At 58.1% G+C, this 14,425-nt stretch carries 13 protein-coding genes and 1 tRNA gene; 6 read left to right on the top strand and 8 right to left on the bottom strand.

Annotated features, from left to right (window positions below):
- Window positions 1-2: 2 nt before the first annotated feature.
- Window positions 3-758, bottom strand: coding sequence for a YqjF family protein (locus EI291_RS12310; RefSeq protein ID WP_170172619.1), 756 nt, complete (start codon window positions 756-758; stop codon window positions 3-5).
- A gap of 129 nt (window positions 759-887) precedes the next feature.
- Window positions 888-2,696 (bottom strand): translational GTPase TypA, encoded by a 1,809-nt coding sequence (typA, locus tag EI291_RS12305; protein ID WP_125420269.1) that lies wholly within the window; start codon window positions 2,694-2,696, stop codon window positions 888-890.
- 255 nt (window positions 2,697-2,951) lie between these two features.
- Here typA and msrB point away from each other — a divergent pair, with 255 nt between their 5' ends.
- From msrB to EI291_RS12290, 3 genes are all read left to right on the top strand, one after another.
- Window positions 2,952-3,521 (top strand): peptide-methionine (R)-S-oxide reductase MsrB, encoded by a 570-nt coding sequence (msrB, locus tag EI291_RS12300; RefSeq protein WP_125420267.1) that lies wholly within the window; start codon window positions 2,952-2,954, stop codon window positions 3,519-3,521.
- 201 nt (window positions 3,522-3,722) lie between these two features.
- Window positions 3,723-4,517 (top strand): DUF3050 domain-containing protein, encoded by a 795-nt coding sequence (locus EI291_RS12295; RefSeq protein WP_125420265.1) that lies wholly within the window; start codon window positions 3,723-3,725, stop codon window positions 4,515-4,517.
- A gap of 76 nt (window positions 4,518-4,593) precedes the next feature.
- Complete coding sequence (locus tag EI291_RS12290) at window positions 4,594-4,926, top strand: hypothetical protein (RefSeq protein WP_125420263.1); 333 nt, start codon at window positions 4,594-4,596, stop codon at window positions 4,924-4,926.
- 80 nt (window positions 4,927-5,006) lie between these two features.
- On the opposite strand, the gene EI291_RS12285 is transcribed toward EI291_RS12290, so the two are convergent.
- Window positions 5,007-5,639 (bottom strand): hypothetical protein, encoded by a 633-nt coding sequence (locus tag EI291_RS12285; RefSeq protein ID WP_170172618.1) that lies wholly within the window; start codon window positions 5,637-5,639, stop codon window positions 5,007-5,009.
- Window positions 5,640-5,900: 261 nt separating this feature from the next.
- Here EI291_RS12285 and metG point away from each other — a divergent pair, with 261 nt between their 5' ends.
- Window positions 5,901-7,946: a methionine--tRNA ligase gene (gene metG / locus EI291_RS12280; protein ID WP_125420259.1), complete on the top strand. Its 2,046-nt coding sequence runs from the start codon at window positions 5,901-5,903 to the stop codon at window positions 7,944-7,946.
- Between the two features lie 250 nt (window positions 7,947-8,196).
- Window positions 8,197-8,763 carry a hypothetical protein gene (locus tag EI291_RS12275; RefSeq protein WP_125420257.1) on the top strand — a complete coding sequence of 189 codons (567 nt, stop codon included), beginning with the start codon at window positions 8,197-8,199 and terminating at the stop codon, window positions 8,761-8,763.
- A gap of 54 nt (window positions 8,764-8,817) precedes the next feature.
- Here the strand turns inward: EI291_RS12275 and pth are convergent, their stop codons facing one another.
- The 5 genes from pth to EI291_RS12250 all read right to left on the bottom strand — a co-directional run bounded on the left by pth (window position 8,818) and on the right by EI291_RS12250 (window position 12,638).
- Window positions 8,818-9,387, bottom strand: a complete 570-nt coding sequence (gene pth, locus EI291_RS12270) for an aminoacyl-tRNA hydrolase (RefSeq protein ID WP_125420255.1) — start codon at window positions 9,385-9,387, stop codon at window positions 8,818-8,820.
- 210 nt (window positions 9,388-9,597) lie between these two features.
- Window positions 9,598-10,170: a 50S ribosomal protein L25/general stress protein Ctc gene (locus EI291_RS12265; RefSeq protein ID WP_125420253.1), complete on the bottom strand. Its 573-nt coding sequence runs from the start codon at window positions 10,168-10,170 to the stop codon at window positions 9,598-9,600.
- A gap of 130 nt (window positions 10,171-10,300) precedes the next feature.
- Window positions 10,301-11,362, bottom strand: coding sequence for a DUF6340 family protein (locus EI291_RS12260; protein WP_125420251.1), 1,062 nt, complete (start codon window positions 11,360-11,362; stop codon window positions 10,301-10,303).
- A gap of 87 nt (window positions 11,363-11,449) precedes the next feature.
- Window positions 11,450-12,379: a ribose-phosphate pyrophosphokinase gene (locus EI291_RS12255; protein WP_125420249.1), complete on the bottom strand. Its 930-nt coding sequence runs from the start codon at window positions 12,377-12,379 to the stop codon at window positions 11,450-11,452.
- A 186-nt stretch (window positions 12,380-12,565) separates the two neighbouring features.
- Window positions 12,566-12,638 (bottom strand) — tRNA-Gln (locus EI291_RS12250).
- Window positions 12,639-12,905: 267 nt separating this feature from the next.
- Between EI291_RS12250 and atpD the strand changes: the two genes are divergently transcribed.
- Window positions 12,906-14,411, top strand: a complete 1,506-nt coding sequence (gene atpD, locus EI291_RS12245) for a F0F1 ATP synthase subunit beta (protein WP_125420247.1) — start codon at window positions 12,906-12,908, stop codon at window positions 14,409-14,411.
- Window positions 14,412-14,425 lie beyond the last annotated feature (14 nt).

The following is a 14,425-nucleotide window of genomic DNA, read 5'->3' as shown; positions in this document are numbered from 1 at the left end:
GCTCAAACGCGCCGCAATTCTTCCACCCACACGCCCAGCGTGTCGGCAGCGTGCAGCAGCGGCGGGCCCTGTGGCGTGGGCAGGCCGTGACTTTCTACTAGGGTGGATTCCCAGTGCTGCAGGGTAGCTTCTCGCAGTTGCCACGGCTCGTGCCAGAGCCGGCCCCGCCAGAGCGACACATCGTGCTGACCGGGCCGCACCGTGTGGCCGGCCGTGTACAGATGATACCGCTCGGTCAGGAAATAGGCTAATGAGCCAGGCTGCGCCAATGGCAATGCCGCGCCCGGCGTCCAGGTGGCGGCAAACGTAGCCGGGGCCTCGCCGCGGTGCGTGCGTGTAGCCGTGGCGTGCAATGCATTACCCTGGCGGGTAAGCTGCATGCGGGCGTGCAGGTAGGGCAGGTGAAATAATGTGCGGGCCGCCCATACGCCCAGCGGCTGCGTAGCATCCAGCGACAAAAACCATACGCCCGGTATTCCATCAAGGCGGGCATAGGTGCGCACGTTCAGCTCGTGCAGCGCGCTCAGGCCCGGCACCGCCGGCAGCCCCAGCGGCCGGATATGGCTCATGGTAAACGGTACCACGCCCAGCCACGCCTGCCCCGCAAACAAATCCAGCTCCAGCCGCTCCGGCAGATAGGGCCGCAGCATGGCCGGCTCCACAGCCCAGTGCGCAAACAGCAGGTTGCTCCAGCGTTGGCGCATCAATGACCAACGGGGTGGAATGCTGGCGGGCGAATAGATTGGTGATTCGGGCATAAGCGGGCAGAGAAAAGCTGTTGCGTCATACATAACCGTAAAAGCCCACATCTGTGCTAACCATGACTAAAACAAAAAAAGGGAGCAGCCACCGGCCGCTCCCTTTTTTACAAAACTATCTGCTGCGAGTTAGTCAGCCTTCTTGGCCGAACGCAGACGCTCGTTCTCGTCGAGCAAGATCTTGCGCATCCGCACCGATTTCGGAGTTACTTCCAGGTACTCATCCTTCTGGATGTATTCCATGGCTTCCTCCAGCGAGAACTGACGCTTGGGCACGATTTTCACGTTGTCATCCGTACCCGAGGCACGCATGTTGGTGAGTTTCTTGCCTTTCTGGATGTTGATGGTCAGGTCGTTGGGGCGGGTGTGCTCACCGATAACCTGGCCAGCGTACACTTCTTCGCCCGGATCAACGAAGAACTCACCACGGTCCTGCATCTTGTCGATGGTGTATGCGGTGCCGGCACCGGTGTCCATCGAAATCAGCGAACCGGAGATACGGCCGGGGATTACGCCTTTGTAGGGCTCATAAGCTGAGAAGCGGTGGTTCATGATGGCCTCACCAGCGGTGGCGGTCAGCACGTTGTTACGCAGGCCAATCAGGCCACGGGCCGGAATGTTGAACTCCAGGTGCTGCAGGTCGCCCTTGGGCTCCATGATGGTCAGCTCGCCTTTACGCATCGTCACCAGCTCAATCACCTTACCGGCAGTTTCCTCCGGTACGTCTACCACCAGGTGCTCGATGGGCTCCAGACGGTTGCCGTCTTCGTCCTCGCGGAACAATACCTGGGGCTGGCCTACCTGCAGCTCGAACCCTTCGCGACGCATGGTCTCGATGAGTACCGACAAGTGCAGAATACCGCGGCCGTACACCAGGAAGGTGTCCTCACGGTCGGTTTCCTTCACGCGCAGGGCCAGGTTTTTCTCGGTTTCCTTGAACAGACGGTCACGCAGGTGACGCGAGGTCACAAACTTGCCTTCCTTACCGAAGAAGGGCGAGTTGTTGATGGTGAACAGCATGTTCATCGTCGGCTCGTCGATGCTGATTACCGCCAGTGCCTCGGGGTTTTCAGCGTCGGCCAGCGTATCGCCGATGTCGAAGCCTTCGATGCCGGTTACCGCGCAGATTTCGCCGGAGCTAACCTCCGAAACCTTGTTGCGGCCCAGGCCTTCGAATACCTGCAGCTCTTTGATTTTTACTTTTTTGATGGTGCCGTCACGCTTGATCAGGCTCATGTTGGCGCCTTCTTTCAGCGTACCGCGGTGTACACGGCCAATGGCGATACGGCCCACGAACGACGAGTAGTCGAGCGAGGTAACCTGCATCTGGGGCGTGCCTTCCAGCTGGGGAGCCGCCGGGATAGAAGCCACCACGGCGTCGAGCAGCGGAATGATGCTGTCGGTTTTTACTTTCCAGTCGGTGCTCATCCAGCCCTGCTTTGAGGAGCCGTACAGGGTCACGAAGTCCAGCTGGTCTTCGGTAGCCCCCAGGTTGAACATCAGGTCGAATACCTGCTCGTGCACCTCGTCGGGGCGGCAGTTTTCCTTGTCCACCTTGTTCACCACCACGATGGGCTTCAGGCCCAGGTCAATGGCTTTGCCCAGCACGAAACGCGTCTGGGGCATGGCGCCTTCGAAAGCATCGACGAGCAGCAGTACGCCGTCGGCCATCTTCAGAACCCGCTCTACCTCACCGCCGAAGTCGGCGTGACCAGGGGTGTCGATGATGTTGATTTTAACGTCTTTGTACCGTACCGATACGTTTTTGGAGACGATGGTGATGCCCCGCTCACGTTCCAGGTCATTGTTGTCCAGAATCAGGTCGTCGAACTGCTGGTGCTCGTCGAACAGCTTGGAAGCGTGAATGATCTTGTCCACGAGCGTCGTCTTGCCGTGGTCAACGTGGGCGATGATGGCGATATTGCGAATGTTCTGCATACAAAGGGTTTTCCGGGCGCAAAGGTACGGAATGTTTAGCGCAAAAGCGCGCAGTAAATACTTGTTACTGAATGAAGAAGAAACGGTGGGTGAGAAATCAGACAACTTATTGGCCTGCTGTGGTTCCCGGCAGTATAGGTAATGGGCTATTTAAGTCAGTAAGACCGAACTGTGCGTGAGTTGCGTATGTTCTGATAACAGCTGCTACCGATAGGCCAGCGTCCTCTTTTAACCTCCTTTATCCCGTCCCGTTTCATGCGTTCCTCGCTTCTGATCGTGCTGCTTTCGGCCCTGACGCTGAACTCCGCCTGCTCCCAAAAGAAAACTGATGCCAAGATGGATCTGGCCGATTCGCCCCGGCCAGTAACCAGCCCGTCGGCAGCGGCAAAGGCTTACCCGAAACCCAAAGTAGTAATCGGCAAGCCCGACGAGTTTCCGGTGCGCAAGACGGATGCCCAGTGGAAGGCGCAGCTGACGCCCGCGCAGTACTTTATTCTGCGGCAGCAGGGCACTGAGCGGCCGTTTGCCAATAAGTATTTTGACAATCATCAGAAGGGCAACTACTACTGCGCCGCCGACCACAATCTGCTCTTTTCCTCGGAAACCAAATTTGAATCGGGCACCGGCTGGCCCAGTTTCTGGGCTCCGGCTACTGAAAACAGCCTGAAAGTAACCGCCGACAACAGTCTGGGCATGAGCCGCGACGAGCTGGTCTGCGCCAAATGTGGCGGCCACCTCGGCCACGTGTTCGATGATGGCCCCAAGCCTACCGGCCAGCGCTACTGCATGGACTCCGACGGCATGATATTCGAAAAGGCGAAATAAGTTAGTAGTTGTTAGTTGCTGGTTAGTAGTTGTCCGTTGTCAGTATAGCCTAATAACGGACAACTACTAACCAGCAACTAACAACTACTAACTGATACCTAATTTTGCATTATGGCCCATTGGCAATCCAAGCCAATGGGCCGTTTCGTTTGTTGTGGCAACAGAGCGCAAGCTCCACAGTACATTTTACCCTCTTTGCTTATGTCAACCCAGGTTCATTCAGATTCCATTGCCGAGTTGCAGCAGGCCCTGGCCCCGGTGCGGGAACAGCTGGTGGCGCACAGCGTGTATCAGTCGCTCCACTCGCTTGATGATCTGCGCGTATTTATGCAGCACCACGTGTTTGCCGTGTGGGATTTTATGTCGCTCTTGAAGGCCCTGCAGCGGGAGCTTACCTGCGTGGAAATTCCGTGGGTGCCGCGCGGCAACGCCGCCACCCGCCGTCTCATCAACGATATTGTGCTGGAAGAGGAAACCGACGTGGACCCCGAAGGCCGTCCCGCCAGCCATTTCGAGCTGTACCTGCGCGCCATGCGGGAGTGCGGTGCCGATACCGGCCCCATCGAGCGGCTGCTGGAGGCCCTGGCGGCCGGCCACACCGTGGCTGATGCCCTGGTAGAGGCCAATGCGCCGGTTTCGGTGCAGGAATTTGTGCGGGGTACGTTTGCCATTATTGAGTCGGGCAAGCCCCACGCCGTAGCTGCTGCCTTCACTTTCGGCCGCGAGGATGTCATTCCCGATATGTTCCGCCACTTGGTAGCCGACCTCAACTTCCGCTTTCCCGGCCAGCTGGATACGTTCAGCTACTACCTCAACCGCCACATTGAGCTGGACGAGGAAGTGCACACGCCCCTGGCTCAGCAAATGGTACGCGACCTGTGCGGCCAGGATGCGCAACGCTGGCAGGAAAGCCTGGAGGTGGCCGCTCAGTGTATGCAGGCCCGCGTAGGCCTCTGGAACGGTATCCAGGCCGATTTACACCTGATTCACGGGTAGCGGGCCAACTCCGGCTGCCGGTTTTCGTTAAACCAGGCAGCCCGTCCGCTCCGGACGGGCTGCCTGGTTTTTTGCTATGAAACGGTTGCTTGTTATTCCGGCCCTGCTGCTGCTAGGCGCGTGCACTACCTCCGAAACGATAGGGGAGGAGGCTGCCGTGCAGCGCCCGCCCACCCGCATCGTCACCGACGCCGACCGGCAGGCGGCTTACAACAGCAACGCCGGCTACGGCGGCTCCGTGCCCGATGCCACGCCCGGCCGGGTGCCCATCCGGGAGCAGGCCAGCGGCATCAACTCCCGCAAGCGCCCCGAATCCCTCAACACCAACGACAACAATACCACTACGCCCGAAACCCGCATGCGTCGCGTGAACGGTGCTCCCGCCGATACCCTGCGGCTGCCGCGTTAGATCAAGCTAGGTCCAGGACGAAAAGCACAACGCCCGGTTTCTAGACGGAAACCGGGCGTTGGTGTATGTAAGAGCGAAGCCTATTGAGCAGCTTCTGATGCGGTACCGGAAGCTGAGGTAGTGGCGGGTGCCACCGTCTTAACCCCCGAGCGAGCCGGCGACTTTGCGACCGGGCGGGCAGCGGGCTTAGCGGCAGCCGCAGCAGGCTTGCCGGCCGGTTTGGTGGCTACCGGCCGGACCGGGGCGGGCTTGGCAGCTGCACGGCTGCGAGGTGCCGCTACGCTCCGGGATACTTCGCTACCCCCGCTGTCGGCCGATGATACAGATGCAGAATCCGTTGAGATGCTGTCGGAGGCGGCGGGGGTACCGGCTTCATGGCGGCCGACGATGGTGTGCAGGGCCTGCTCGAACAGGTGTTCCATGTCGGTATCCAGACGGCGGGTGGCGTCTTTTACTACTTCCTTGAGCTTGGCTTTTGTTTCCTGCCGGATGCGTTTTACCACTTCATTGATGCGGCCATCCAGCTCTTTCTGCAGCTGCTTGGCGGCTGTTTTCAGCGCCTTTTTCTGCGTTGACTTCTTGCTGGCCTTCGAATCCTTGATGGCCGTAGTGGTGGATTGCGCGGCTTTGGCGGCTTTGCGTTGGGCTTTGGCGGCGGCGTTCTGCTGCTTACTGGCCTTTTTATCCTGCTTTTCTTGGTCTGTCTTTTTCATAGGTAGGAAGATGGGAGGGGAGGTGTAAGCTGTACTACGCAGAACTCAGCGGTAGGTGGGCGAAATATAGAAGGATTACTAGATGAAATTTAGGATAGCTATGTTATGATTTACGGCCGGCGGGCTTCGTCCTGGGAAACAACCAGCCATCCGTAACCGGTTTAGCATAGGCCGGCTGCCTAATTCCTCTTTATTCCTTGTTCCTTTGCACTCCCGTTGCCGGTTGCGGCGACGTTTACCCCGGTTTTTTTGCCTGATTATATGTCCTCTCTTCCCAAGCGCTTCACCGTAACGGCCGCGCTGCCCTACGCCAACGGCCCCGTGCACATCGGCCACCTGGCTGGCGTGTACCTGCCCGCCGACATCTACGTGCGCTACCTGCGCGCCCAGCAGCGCGACGTGAAATTCATCTGCGGCTCCGATGAGCACGGCGTACCCATCACCATCCGGGCCCAGAAGGAGGGCGTCACGCCCCAGCAAGTAGTCGATAAGTACCACGCCATCATCCGCGACTCGTTCCAGGAGTTCGGCGTGTCGTTCGATATCTACTCGCGCACGTCCTCTAAAACGCACGCCGAGGTAGCCAGCGGCTTTTTCAGGAAGCTCTACGAGGAAGGCAAGTTCATTGAGCAGACCTCCGAGCAGTACTATGATGAGAAGGCCGACCAGTTTCTGGCCGACCGCTACATCGTGGGTACCTGCCCCAACTGCGGCAACGAAAACGCCTACGGCGATCAGTGCGAGAAGTGCGGCACCTCCCTCAGCCCCACCGAGCTGATCAACCCCCGCTCCATGCTGAGCGGCAACCACCCCGTGCTGCGCGAAACCAAGCACTGGTATTTGCCCCTGGATCAGTACGAGCCCTGGCTGCGCGAGTGGATTGTGGAAGGCCACAAACAGGACTGGAAAGCCAACGTGTACGGCCAGTGCAAATCCTGGATTGACCAGGGCCTGCACCCGCGCGCCGTAACCCGCGACCTGGACTGGGGCGTGCCCGTGCCGGTGGCCGGGGCTGAGGGCAAGGTGCTGTACGTGTGGTTTGATGCGCCCATCGGCTACATTTCGGCCACCAAGGACCTGCTGCCCGACACCTGGGAAACCTACTGGAAAGACCCCGAAACCAAGCTGGTGCACTTCATCGGCAAGGACAACATCGTGTTCCACTGCATCATCTTCCCCACGATGCTCAAGGCCCACGGCGACTACATCCTGCCCGATAACGTGCCTGCCAACGAGTTCCTGAACCTGGAAGGCGACAAAATCAGCACGAGCCGCAACTGGGCCGTGTGGCTGCACGAGTACCTGCAGGATTTCCCCGGCCAGGCCGACGTGCTGCGCTACGTACTCTGCGCCAACGCCCCCGAAACCAAGGACAACGACTTCACTTGGAAAGACTTCCAGGCCCGCAACAACAACGAACTGGTAGCCAACCTCGGCAACTTCGTGAACCGGGCCGTGGTGCTCACTCACAAGTTCTTCGAAGGTAAAGTACCCGCCGCCGTGGGCTTCACCACCGAGGACGAGGACGTGCTGCGCCAGCTGCAGGAGTTCCCGGCCCGCATCGGGGAGCTGATTGACAACTACCGCTTCCGCGACGCCCTGAACGAGCTGATGAACCTCTCGCGCCTCGGCAACAAGTACCTGGCCGATCAGGAGCCTTGGAAGCTCATCAAAACCGATGAGGCCCGCACCGGCACCGTGCTACACGTATCGTTGCAGCTGGCTGCCGCGCTGGTCACGCTGCTGGAGCCCTTCCTGCCCGAAGCCGCCGCCCGCCTGGGCCGGATGCTGAACACCGAGAAAGGCCCCTGGTCCCAAGCCGGCCGCCCCGATGCCCTGCCCGCCGGCCACCAGCTGGCCGAAGCCGCGCTGCTGTTCACCAAAATCGAGGACGCCACCGTGGAAGCCCAGGTGCAGAAGCTGCTCGACACTAAGAAAGCCAACGAGTTGGCCGCCGCCGTAGCCGCCCCCGCGAAAGAGGACGTGAGCTTCGAGCAGTTCCAGCAGATGGATCTGCGCATCGGCACCATCGTGGCCGCCGAGAAGGTCGCCAAAACCAAAAAGCTGCTCAAACTCAGCGTAGACCTCGGTTTCGACGAGCCCCGCACCATCGTGTCGGGCATTGCCGAGCACTTCCTGCCCGAGGCCCTCATCGGCCAGCAGGTGCAGGTGCTGCTCAACCTCGCCCCCCGCGAAATCAAAGGTATCCAAAGCCAGGGCATGCTCCTGATGGCCGAAAACGCCGACGGTGTCCTCAGCCTCATGCAGCCCAGCAGCCCCGTGCGGCCGGGTTCGGGCGTAGCGTAATTTTTGAAACTGAGCAAAAGGGAGCTATGACTGGCAACTGCCAGTCGTAGCTCCCTTTTTTGTGAGTAATAGGTAGTTTAGTGAAAGCTCATTTGGTATTCTGTTCGGGATACCAAAGCAAAGCAACTGCGTAAAACTAGTGAATAGGATAATAAATCTGTCAATGAAAGTAGAGCTAGTCCCCGTGTTGGAAATTTCGTCGTCCGCTGTCGACTGGCAACTGGTAGGTCCGCGCCCTGAGTCAAATTTTATGCAAAATCCGCTGCAATGGGAGCAGTATGAGGCCCGCATATTACAGATAGCCGGATTCAACAATTATAGACGTGTGCTACTGGGTAGCAGTTTTATAGCGGTAGATGACTGGACTTTATCAGATTTACAGAAGCTTATAGATGCTCACTTACACCCCGGAGATGAAGTAGTAGAGGCAGCAGACTCGTGTGCCTTATTCGGCGGCGGTATACTGTTCCTGGATGGTACTCCCGTACTAGTTCCGCAGTGCTGCGGTACGCTGGCTGATCTGTACAGTTGGCAGGTATTAGTGAAACCACAGTTTCAATCAGGCTACTTCTGCATGGAAGGTCATCCATGCCCAAAAGCTACCCGGCAAGGACCTGTACTGCATATTACCTGTCATGATGAAGACGAAGGGTTTGATCCACCAACCTTACCGGAATTCTCAGTAGGAATAGATGCACTAGCTTCTGCCATTTCTACAGCCGAAAGGACATTGACAGGTTTATGTGAAAAGGTGGATAGGCTGTCCAGCCATTTTGGTGTGCAGAAACTCTCAACTCATCTTATCCAGGGTAAATAAAAAGCCGCTACCGTGTATATGGTAGCGGCTTTGTTCTTACCGTCTCAGGCTTCCCTACTTCACGTTTACCACGTTCATAGCCCGCTCCACGCCCATTGACCCAAAGGCCAGCACGGCTTCGGCGGCCTTTTCCAATCGACTTTCCAGGTCAATCTTCTCATCCGCTGAAAACGGGCTGAGCACATAATCCACTTGGCGGCCCTTCGAGAAGCTGGAGTCGATGCCGAAGCGCAGGCGGGCGTACTCGTCAGAGCCCAGGGTTTCCTGGATGTGCTTAAGGCCGTTCTGGCCGCCGGCCGAGCCTTTGGCTTTCAGCCGCAGCTTACCGAAGGGCAGGGCCAGGTCGTCGGTAACGACTACCATGTTCTCCTTCGTAAGCTTGAGGGTGCTCAGCCAGTGGGCCGCCGCCTTGCCGCTCAGGTTCATGTAGGTAGTGGGTTTCACCAGCACGTAGGTGTGGCCTTTGTGCTTGATTTCGGTGGTGAAGGCGTGGCGACCCAGCTGCCAGGGTGCGGCGTCGTGCTTGCGGGCCAGGTAGTCGCCCACCATAAAGCCTACATTGTGGCGCGTATCGGCATATTCCGGCCCGATGTTGCCCAGGCACAGCACAAGAAACTTGCTCACGGATTTGTAGCGGATTAGAGTCGGATTTTCGCGGATTTGGTAGCCGAAAGATATTCAGCCCGCCGCAATCAAACAGCACGTAACGGATGCCCCGTGCCTATAAAAAAAGGCTGCCCTGCGAACAGGACAGCCTTTTTGATAAGATTATTCCGGAAAATCGTCCACGAAATCCGTAGAAGTCCGACGCTGATCCGAAAAAATCCGTGAGCCTTATTTGTCAGCCTGCAGCTGGCCTTTGAGGGCACGCGGGATGGTAACGGTGGCAATGGGAGCCAGCGAGTTGGTGAGGATGGTGTAGCCTTTGGGCTCCACTTTGTTCACTTTGATCGACTTGCCCAGGCCCAGGTCCGAAATGTCCACTTCCACGGAATCAGGCAGGTTTTCGGGGGTAGCTTTTACTTTGATCTTACGCAGCTTGCTTACCAGCTTGCCACCGGCCAGTACGCCCGGCGAAACGCCTACGTACTTCACGGGAACTTCCATCTTCACTTCTTTGCCTTCCTGCAGTTCCAGGAAGTCAACGTGCAGCAGCATTTCGTTCACGGGGTGGAACTGGGCGTCCTGCACGATAGCGCGACGGATGTCACCTTCGATGTTCAGTTCAACTACGTGCACCTCAGGGGTGTACAGCAACTCGCGGAACAGGATGGCCGGAACGGAGAAGTGAACCTGGTCTTCGCCACCGTACAGTACGCATGGTACGTACGAGTCGAGGCGGAGCGCCTTGGCGTCCTTCTTACCGAGATTCGCTCTTTTAAACCCTACAATCTCGAGGCTTTTCATAAAAGTGTGCTTTTGAGGAAAACGCTTACCCACAGCAGGTAAACGGGCCGCAAAGATAGACATAAGGGGCGGTAGTTAAAAGACGTCACCTAAAATGACCTTAAACAATAGCCTAAACCTCATCTGTTGGTTAGTTGGCGGTGCCTCCCATCTGCTGCTCCACTACCTGCTCCGCCTGCTGACGGGCCTGTAACTCCCGCAGATACGCCACGGCGGCGCGGAGGTGATAGTCGTAGGCGGCTTTGCGGGCGTAATCAATGGCACCGGGCAGGTCGCCGTTCATTTCCTGTGCCACGGCCAGGTTATAGAAAGCGCGGCCTGCCACGCGGGCATCAGGGTTGCGGGCGGCCTGCTGCCACATGGTGGCAGCCTGGGTCCAGTCGGTGGCGGCTACCCGCTGCTGGGCCTGCCGCATGAAATCGTCCTTTCGGGCCCGGGTGTACAGGTCGCGGGATACGGCCACGTAGGAGGGCGCAATGCGGCGGGCATACTGGTCGCCCACCCGCAACGATACCTGCCGGATACACTCGCCGGGGGCGGGAAGGCCGGCCAGGGCAGCCTGGTAAGTGGCACCCTCACTGGTCCAGTTGAGGCGGTCCTCCTGCTTGGCCTGGTCTACTACCGTGCCCTGAGGACCGTAGGTACGGAAGCCGGTTACCACGCGCATGGCCATGTTCACCACGGTTACCTGCACCTTGCGGTCGGGCTTGTCTTTCTCCTTAATGGTGCGCTCTTCCTTTTTCTGCTCCAGCAGCATATCCGAGTCGAAGGCCTCCAGCACTACCAGACCTTCTACCTGCGAGGTGCGGCACAGCTGCTGCACGTAGGCTGGGGCCAGTGGGGGCAGGAAAAACTCGCGGGTGCGGCCCTGCAGCTGCAGGTTGGCCGGCGTTACCCGGAAACGGGGACTGTTGCGCACCAACGATTCGCCCACACTCATGATGCAGGCTTCGGTGCCGGCCCGGTCCACCATGGGGCCTTCGCCCGTGAACACGCCTTCCAGCACATCAAAGAACTTGTCGCGGCGGCTATCCGGCAGCACCCGGCTGGCCGTGGCAATGCGCTGCATATCGCGAGGCATGTGCACGGCGGCAGGAGCAAGGGCCTGCATGTGTACCGTAGTAGTACAGCTGCTGGCAACCAGCAGCAGGCCCAGGCAGGAGGATATTGAACGGAGTAGAGGACGTTTCATAACGGAGAAAATAAAATACAAAGAGAGGGAACCTTTTACAGCCCCCTCTCTTCAATACCATGCCAAAAACGGTGTTACCGGATCTGGTTACACAAACAGGGAACTAATCGACTCGTGCGACACCACGTTGTGAATGGCCTGGGCAAACAGCGGTGCCAGGGAAATAACCTTGATTTTGGGGTTTTCCTGCTTCAGCGGAATGGTATCCGTCACCACCAGCTCTTCCAGCACTGAGTTCTGAATCCGCTCGTGAGCCGGACCCGAAAGTACCGGGTGGGTAATAACGGCCCGTACCGATTTGGCCCCCCGCTCCATCAGCAGCTCGGCGGCTTTGCAGATGGTGCCGGCCGTGTCCACAATGTCATCCACCAGCACCACATTCATGCCCGTCACGTCGCCAATCACTTGCATGGAGGCAATTTCGTTGGCCCGCAGACGCATCTTGTCGCACACCACAATTTCGGCCCCGAACTTCTTGGCGAAGGCCCGGGTACGTACCACGCCGCCCACATCGGGTGAGGCGAAGATCAGGTTATCCAGGTTCAGGCTCTTGATGTAAGGAGCCGTGACGGTAGAGCCATCCAGATGATCTACCGGAATATCGTAGAAGCCCTGGATCTGGCCGGCGTGCAGGTCGCAGGTCATCAGGCGGTCGGCGCCCACGCTCTGAATCATATTGGCCACCACTTTGGCCCCGATGCTCACGCGCGGCTTGTCCTTGCGGTCCTGGCGGGCATAGCCCATGTAGGGCATTACCACATTCACTTTGTAGGCGGAGGCGCGCTTGGCGGCATCTACCATCAGAGCCAGCTCCATCAGATTTTCGGCCGGGGGGTTGGTGCTCTGGATCAGGAACACGGCGCAGCCCCGTACACTTTCATTGAAAGAGGGGCCCAGTTCCGTATCGGCGAAGCGCTGAATGCTCAGGTCGCCGGGTTGGATGCCGTAAGCGGCGGCAATCTGCTCGCCGAGCTCACGGGAAGCGTTACCCGCAAAAATTTTAACCTGCTGTGACATGAAAAGGGGTGGTAGAAAAGTGAATCACAGATTTTACAGAATAGAAAAAGGGATTTCGCAGACGACAGAACTGGCCGGTCCATCTGCGAAATCCCTTTTCAATCGGAAAAATCTGTAATTGAAAAAGCGAAAGGCGCCGACTCTTCCGGTATGAGGAAGAATCAGCGCCTTTCGCGTTGTGTGAAGTTGTCCGACCAGGGCTCGAACCTGGACTTTCTTGAATCAAAATCAAGCGTGTTGCCAGTTACACCATCGGACAATTTCCCGCTCGGCTGCCGGTGTAAGCGTGCCGTTTGGTTGTGCAAATGTACGGCGGCTTTTATTCCAGGCAAATTTTCGGGCAAAAATTTTTCTGGGCGGGGAAAGCATAATGGGGGTGAAAAGGGGTTTTTGAGCTGATTTTCAGGGAGTCAACCAATGAAAAAAAAGTTGGTGAAGCGGGCTGCGGAGGCCTCTTGGCAATGCCGGGATTAAGCCGTACTTTTGCGACCTGAAACGTTGAACCCATCCCCTTATATACCAAGAAATGGCGAATACCGGCAAAATCACCCAGGTTATCGGTCCCGTGGTGGACGTGAGCTTCGCGGGTGAAGGCTCCAAGCTTCCCAACATTCTCGACGCCCTCGAAGTCACGAAAGACAACGGCCAGGTGGTCGTGCTGGAAGTCCAGCAACACCTGGGCGAAGACCGGGTGCGTACCATTGCCATGGACTCGACCGAGGGTCTGACCCGCGGCGCCGCCGTACGTGACTTGGGCGCTCCGATGTCGATGCCCACGGGCGAAGGCATTAAAGGCCGCCTGTTCAACGTAATCGGCCAGGCCATCGACGGCATTCCCCAGCCCAAGAGCGACGGTGCCCTGCCCATTCACCGTCAGGCCCCGCCTTTCGAAGACCTCGCTACCTCGTCGGAGATTCTCTACACGGGTATCAAAGTAATTGACCTGCTCGCTCCTTATGTAAAGGGTGGCAAAATTGGTCTGTTCGGTGGTGCCGGCGTAGGCAAAACCGTACTCATCATGGAGCTGGTAAACAACATCGCCAAGGCCTACTCGGGTCTGTCGGTATTTGCCGGGGTGGGTGAGCGTACCCGCGAAGGCAACGACCTGCTGCGCGAATTCATTGAGTCGGACATCATCAAGTACGGTGAGGAGTTCAAGCACTCGATGGAAGCCGGTGGCTGGGACCTGACCAAAGTAGACCAGAACGAGCTGCTCAAGTCGCAGGCTACCCTGGTGTTCGGTCAGATGAACGAGCCCCCCGGAGCCCGTGCCCGCGTAGCCCTGTCGGGCCTCACGGTAGCCGAGAACTTCCGCGACGGTGACGGCACCGGTGCCGGCCGCGACATCCTGTTCTTCATCGACAACATCTTCCGCTTCACGCAGGCGGGCTCGGAAGTATCGGCTCTGCTGGGTCGTATGCCTTCGGCCGTAGGGTACCAGCCCACGCTGGCCACCGAAATGGGTGCCATGCAGGAGCGTATCACCTCCACCAAGCGTGGTTCCATCACGTCGGTACAGGCCGTATATGTGCCTGCCGATGACTTGACTGACCCGGCTCCGTCGACGACGTTTGCCCACTTGGATGCTACCACCGTACTGAGCCGTAAAATCTCCGAGCTGGGTATCTACCCCGCCGTGGATCCGCTGGACTCGACTTCCCGCATTCTGTCGGTTGAAGTACTGGGTGAGGAGCACTACAACACCGCCCAGCGCGTAAAAGAGATTCTGCAGCGCTACAAAGAACTGCAGGACATCATCGCCATCCTGGGTATGGATGAACTCTCCGAAGAAGATAAGCTGACCGTAACGCGTGCCCGTCGGGTGCAGCGCTTCCTGTCGCAGCCCTTCCACGTGGCCGAGCAGTTCACCGGTCTGAAAGGCGTGCTGGTTGACATCAAAGAAACCATCATCGGTTTTAACGCCATCATCGACGGGAAGTATGACCACCTCCCCGAGGCAGCTTTCAACCTGGTAGGCAACATCGATGATGCCGTGGCTAAGGGCGAGAAGCTGATGGCTGACGCCAAGTAATTTTTTAGTTGACA

This window comes from Hymenobacter rigui, from assembly GCF_003944715.1.
Lineage (GTDB): Bacteria > Bacteroidota > Bacteroidia > Cytophagales > Hymenobacteraceae > Hymenobacter > Hymenobacter rigui.
Note: the sequence above shows the minus strand (reverse complement) of the source record. Positions and strands in the feature narration are given on the sequence as shown.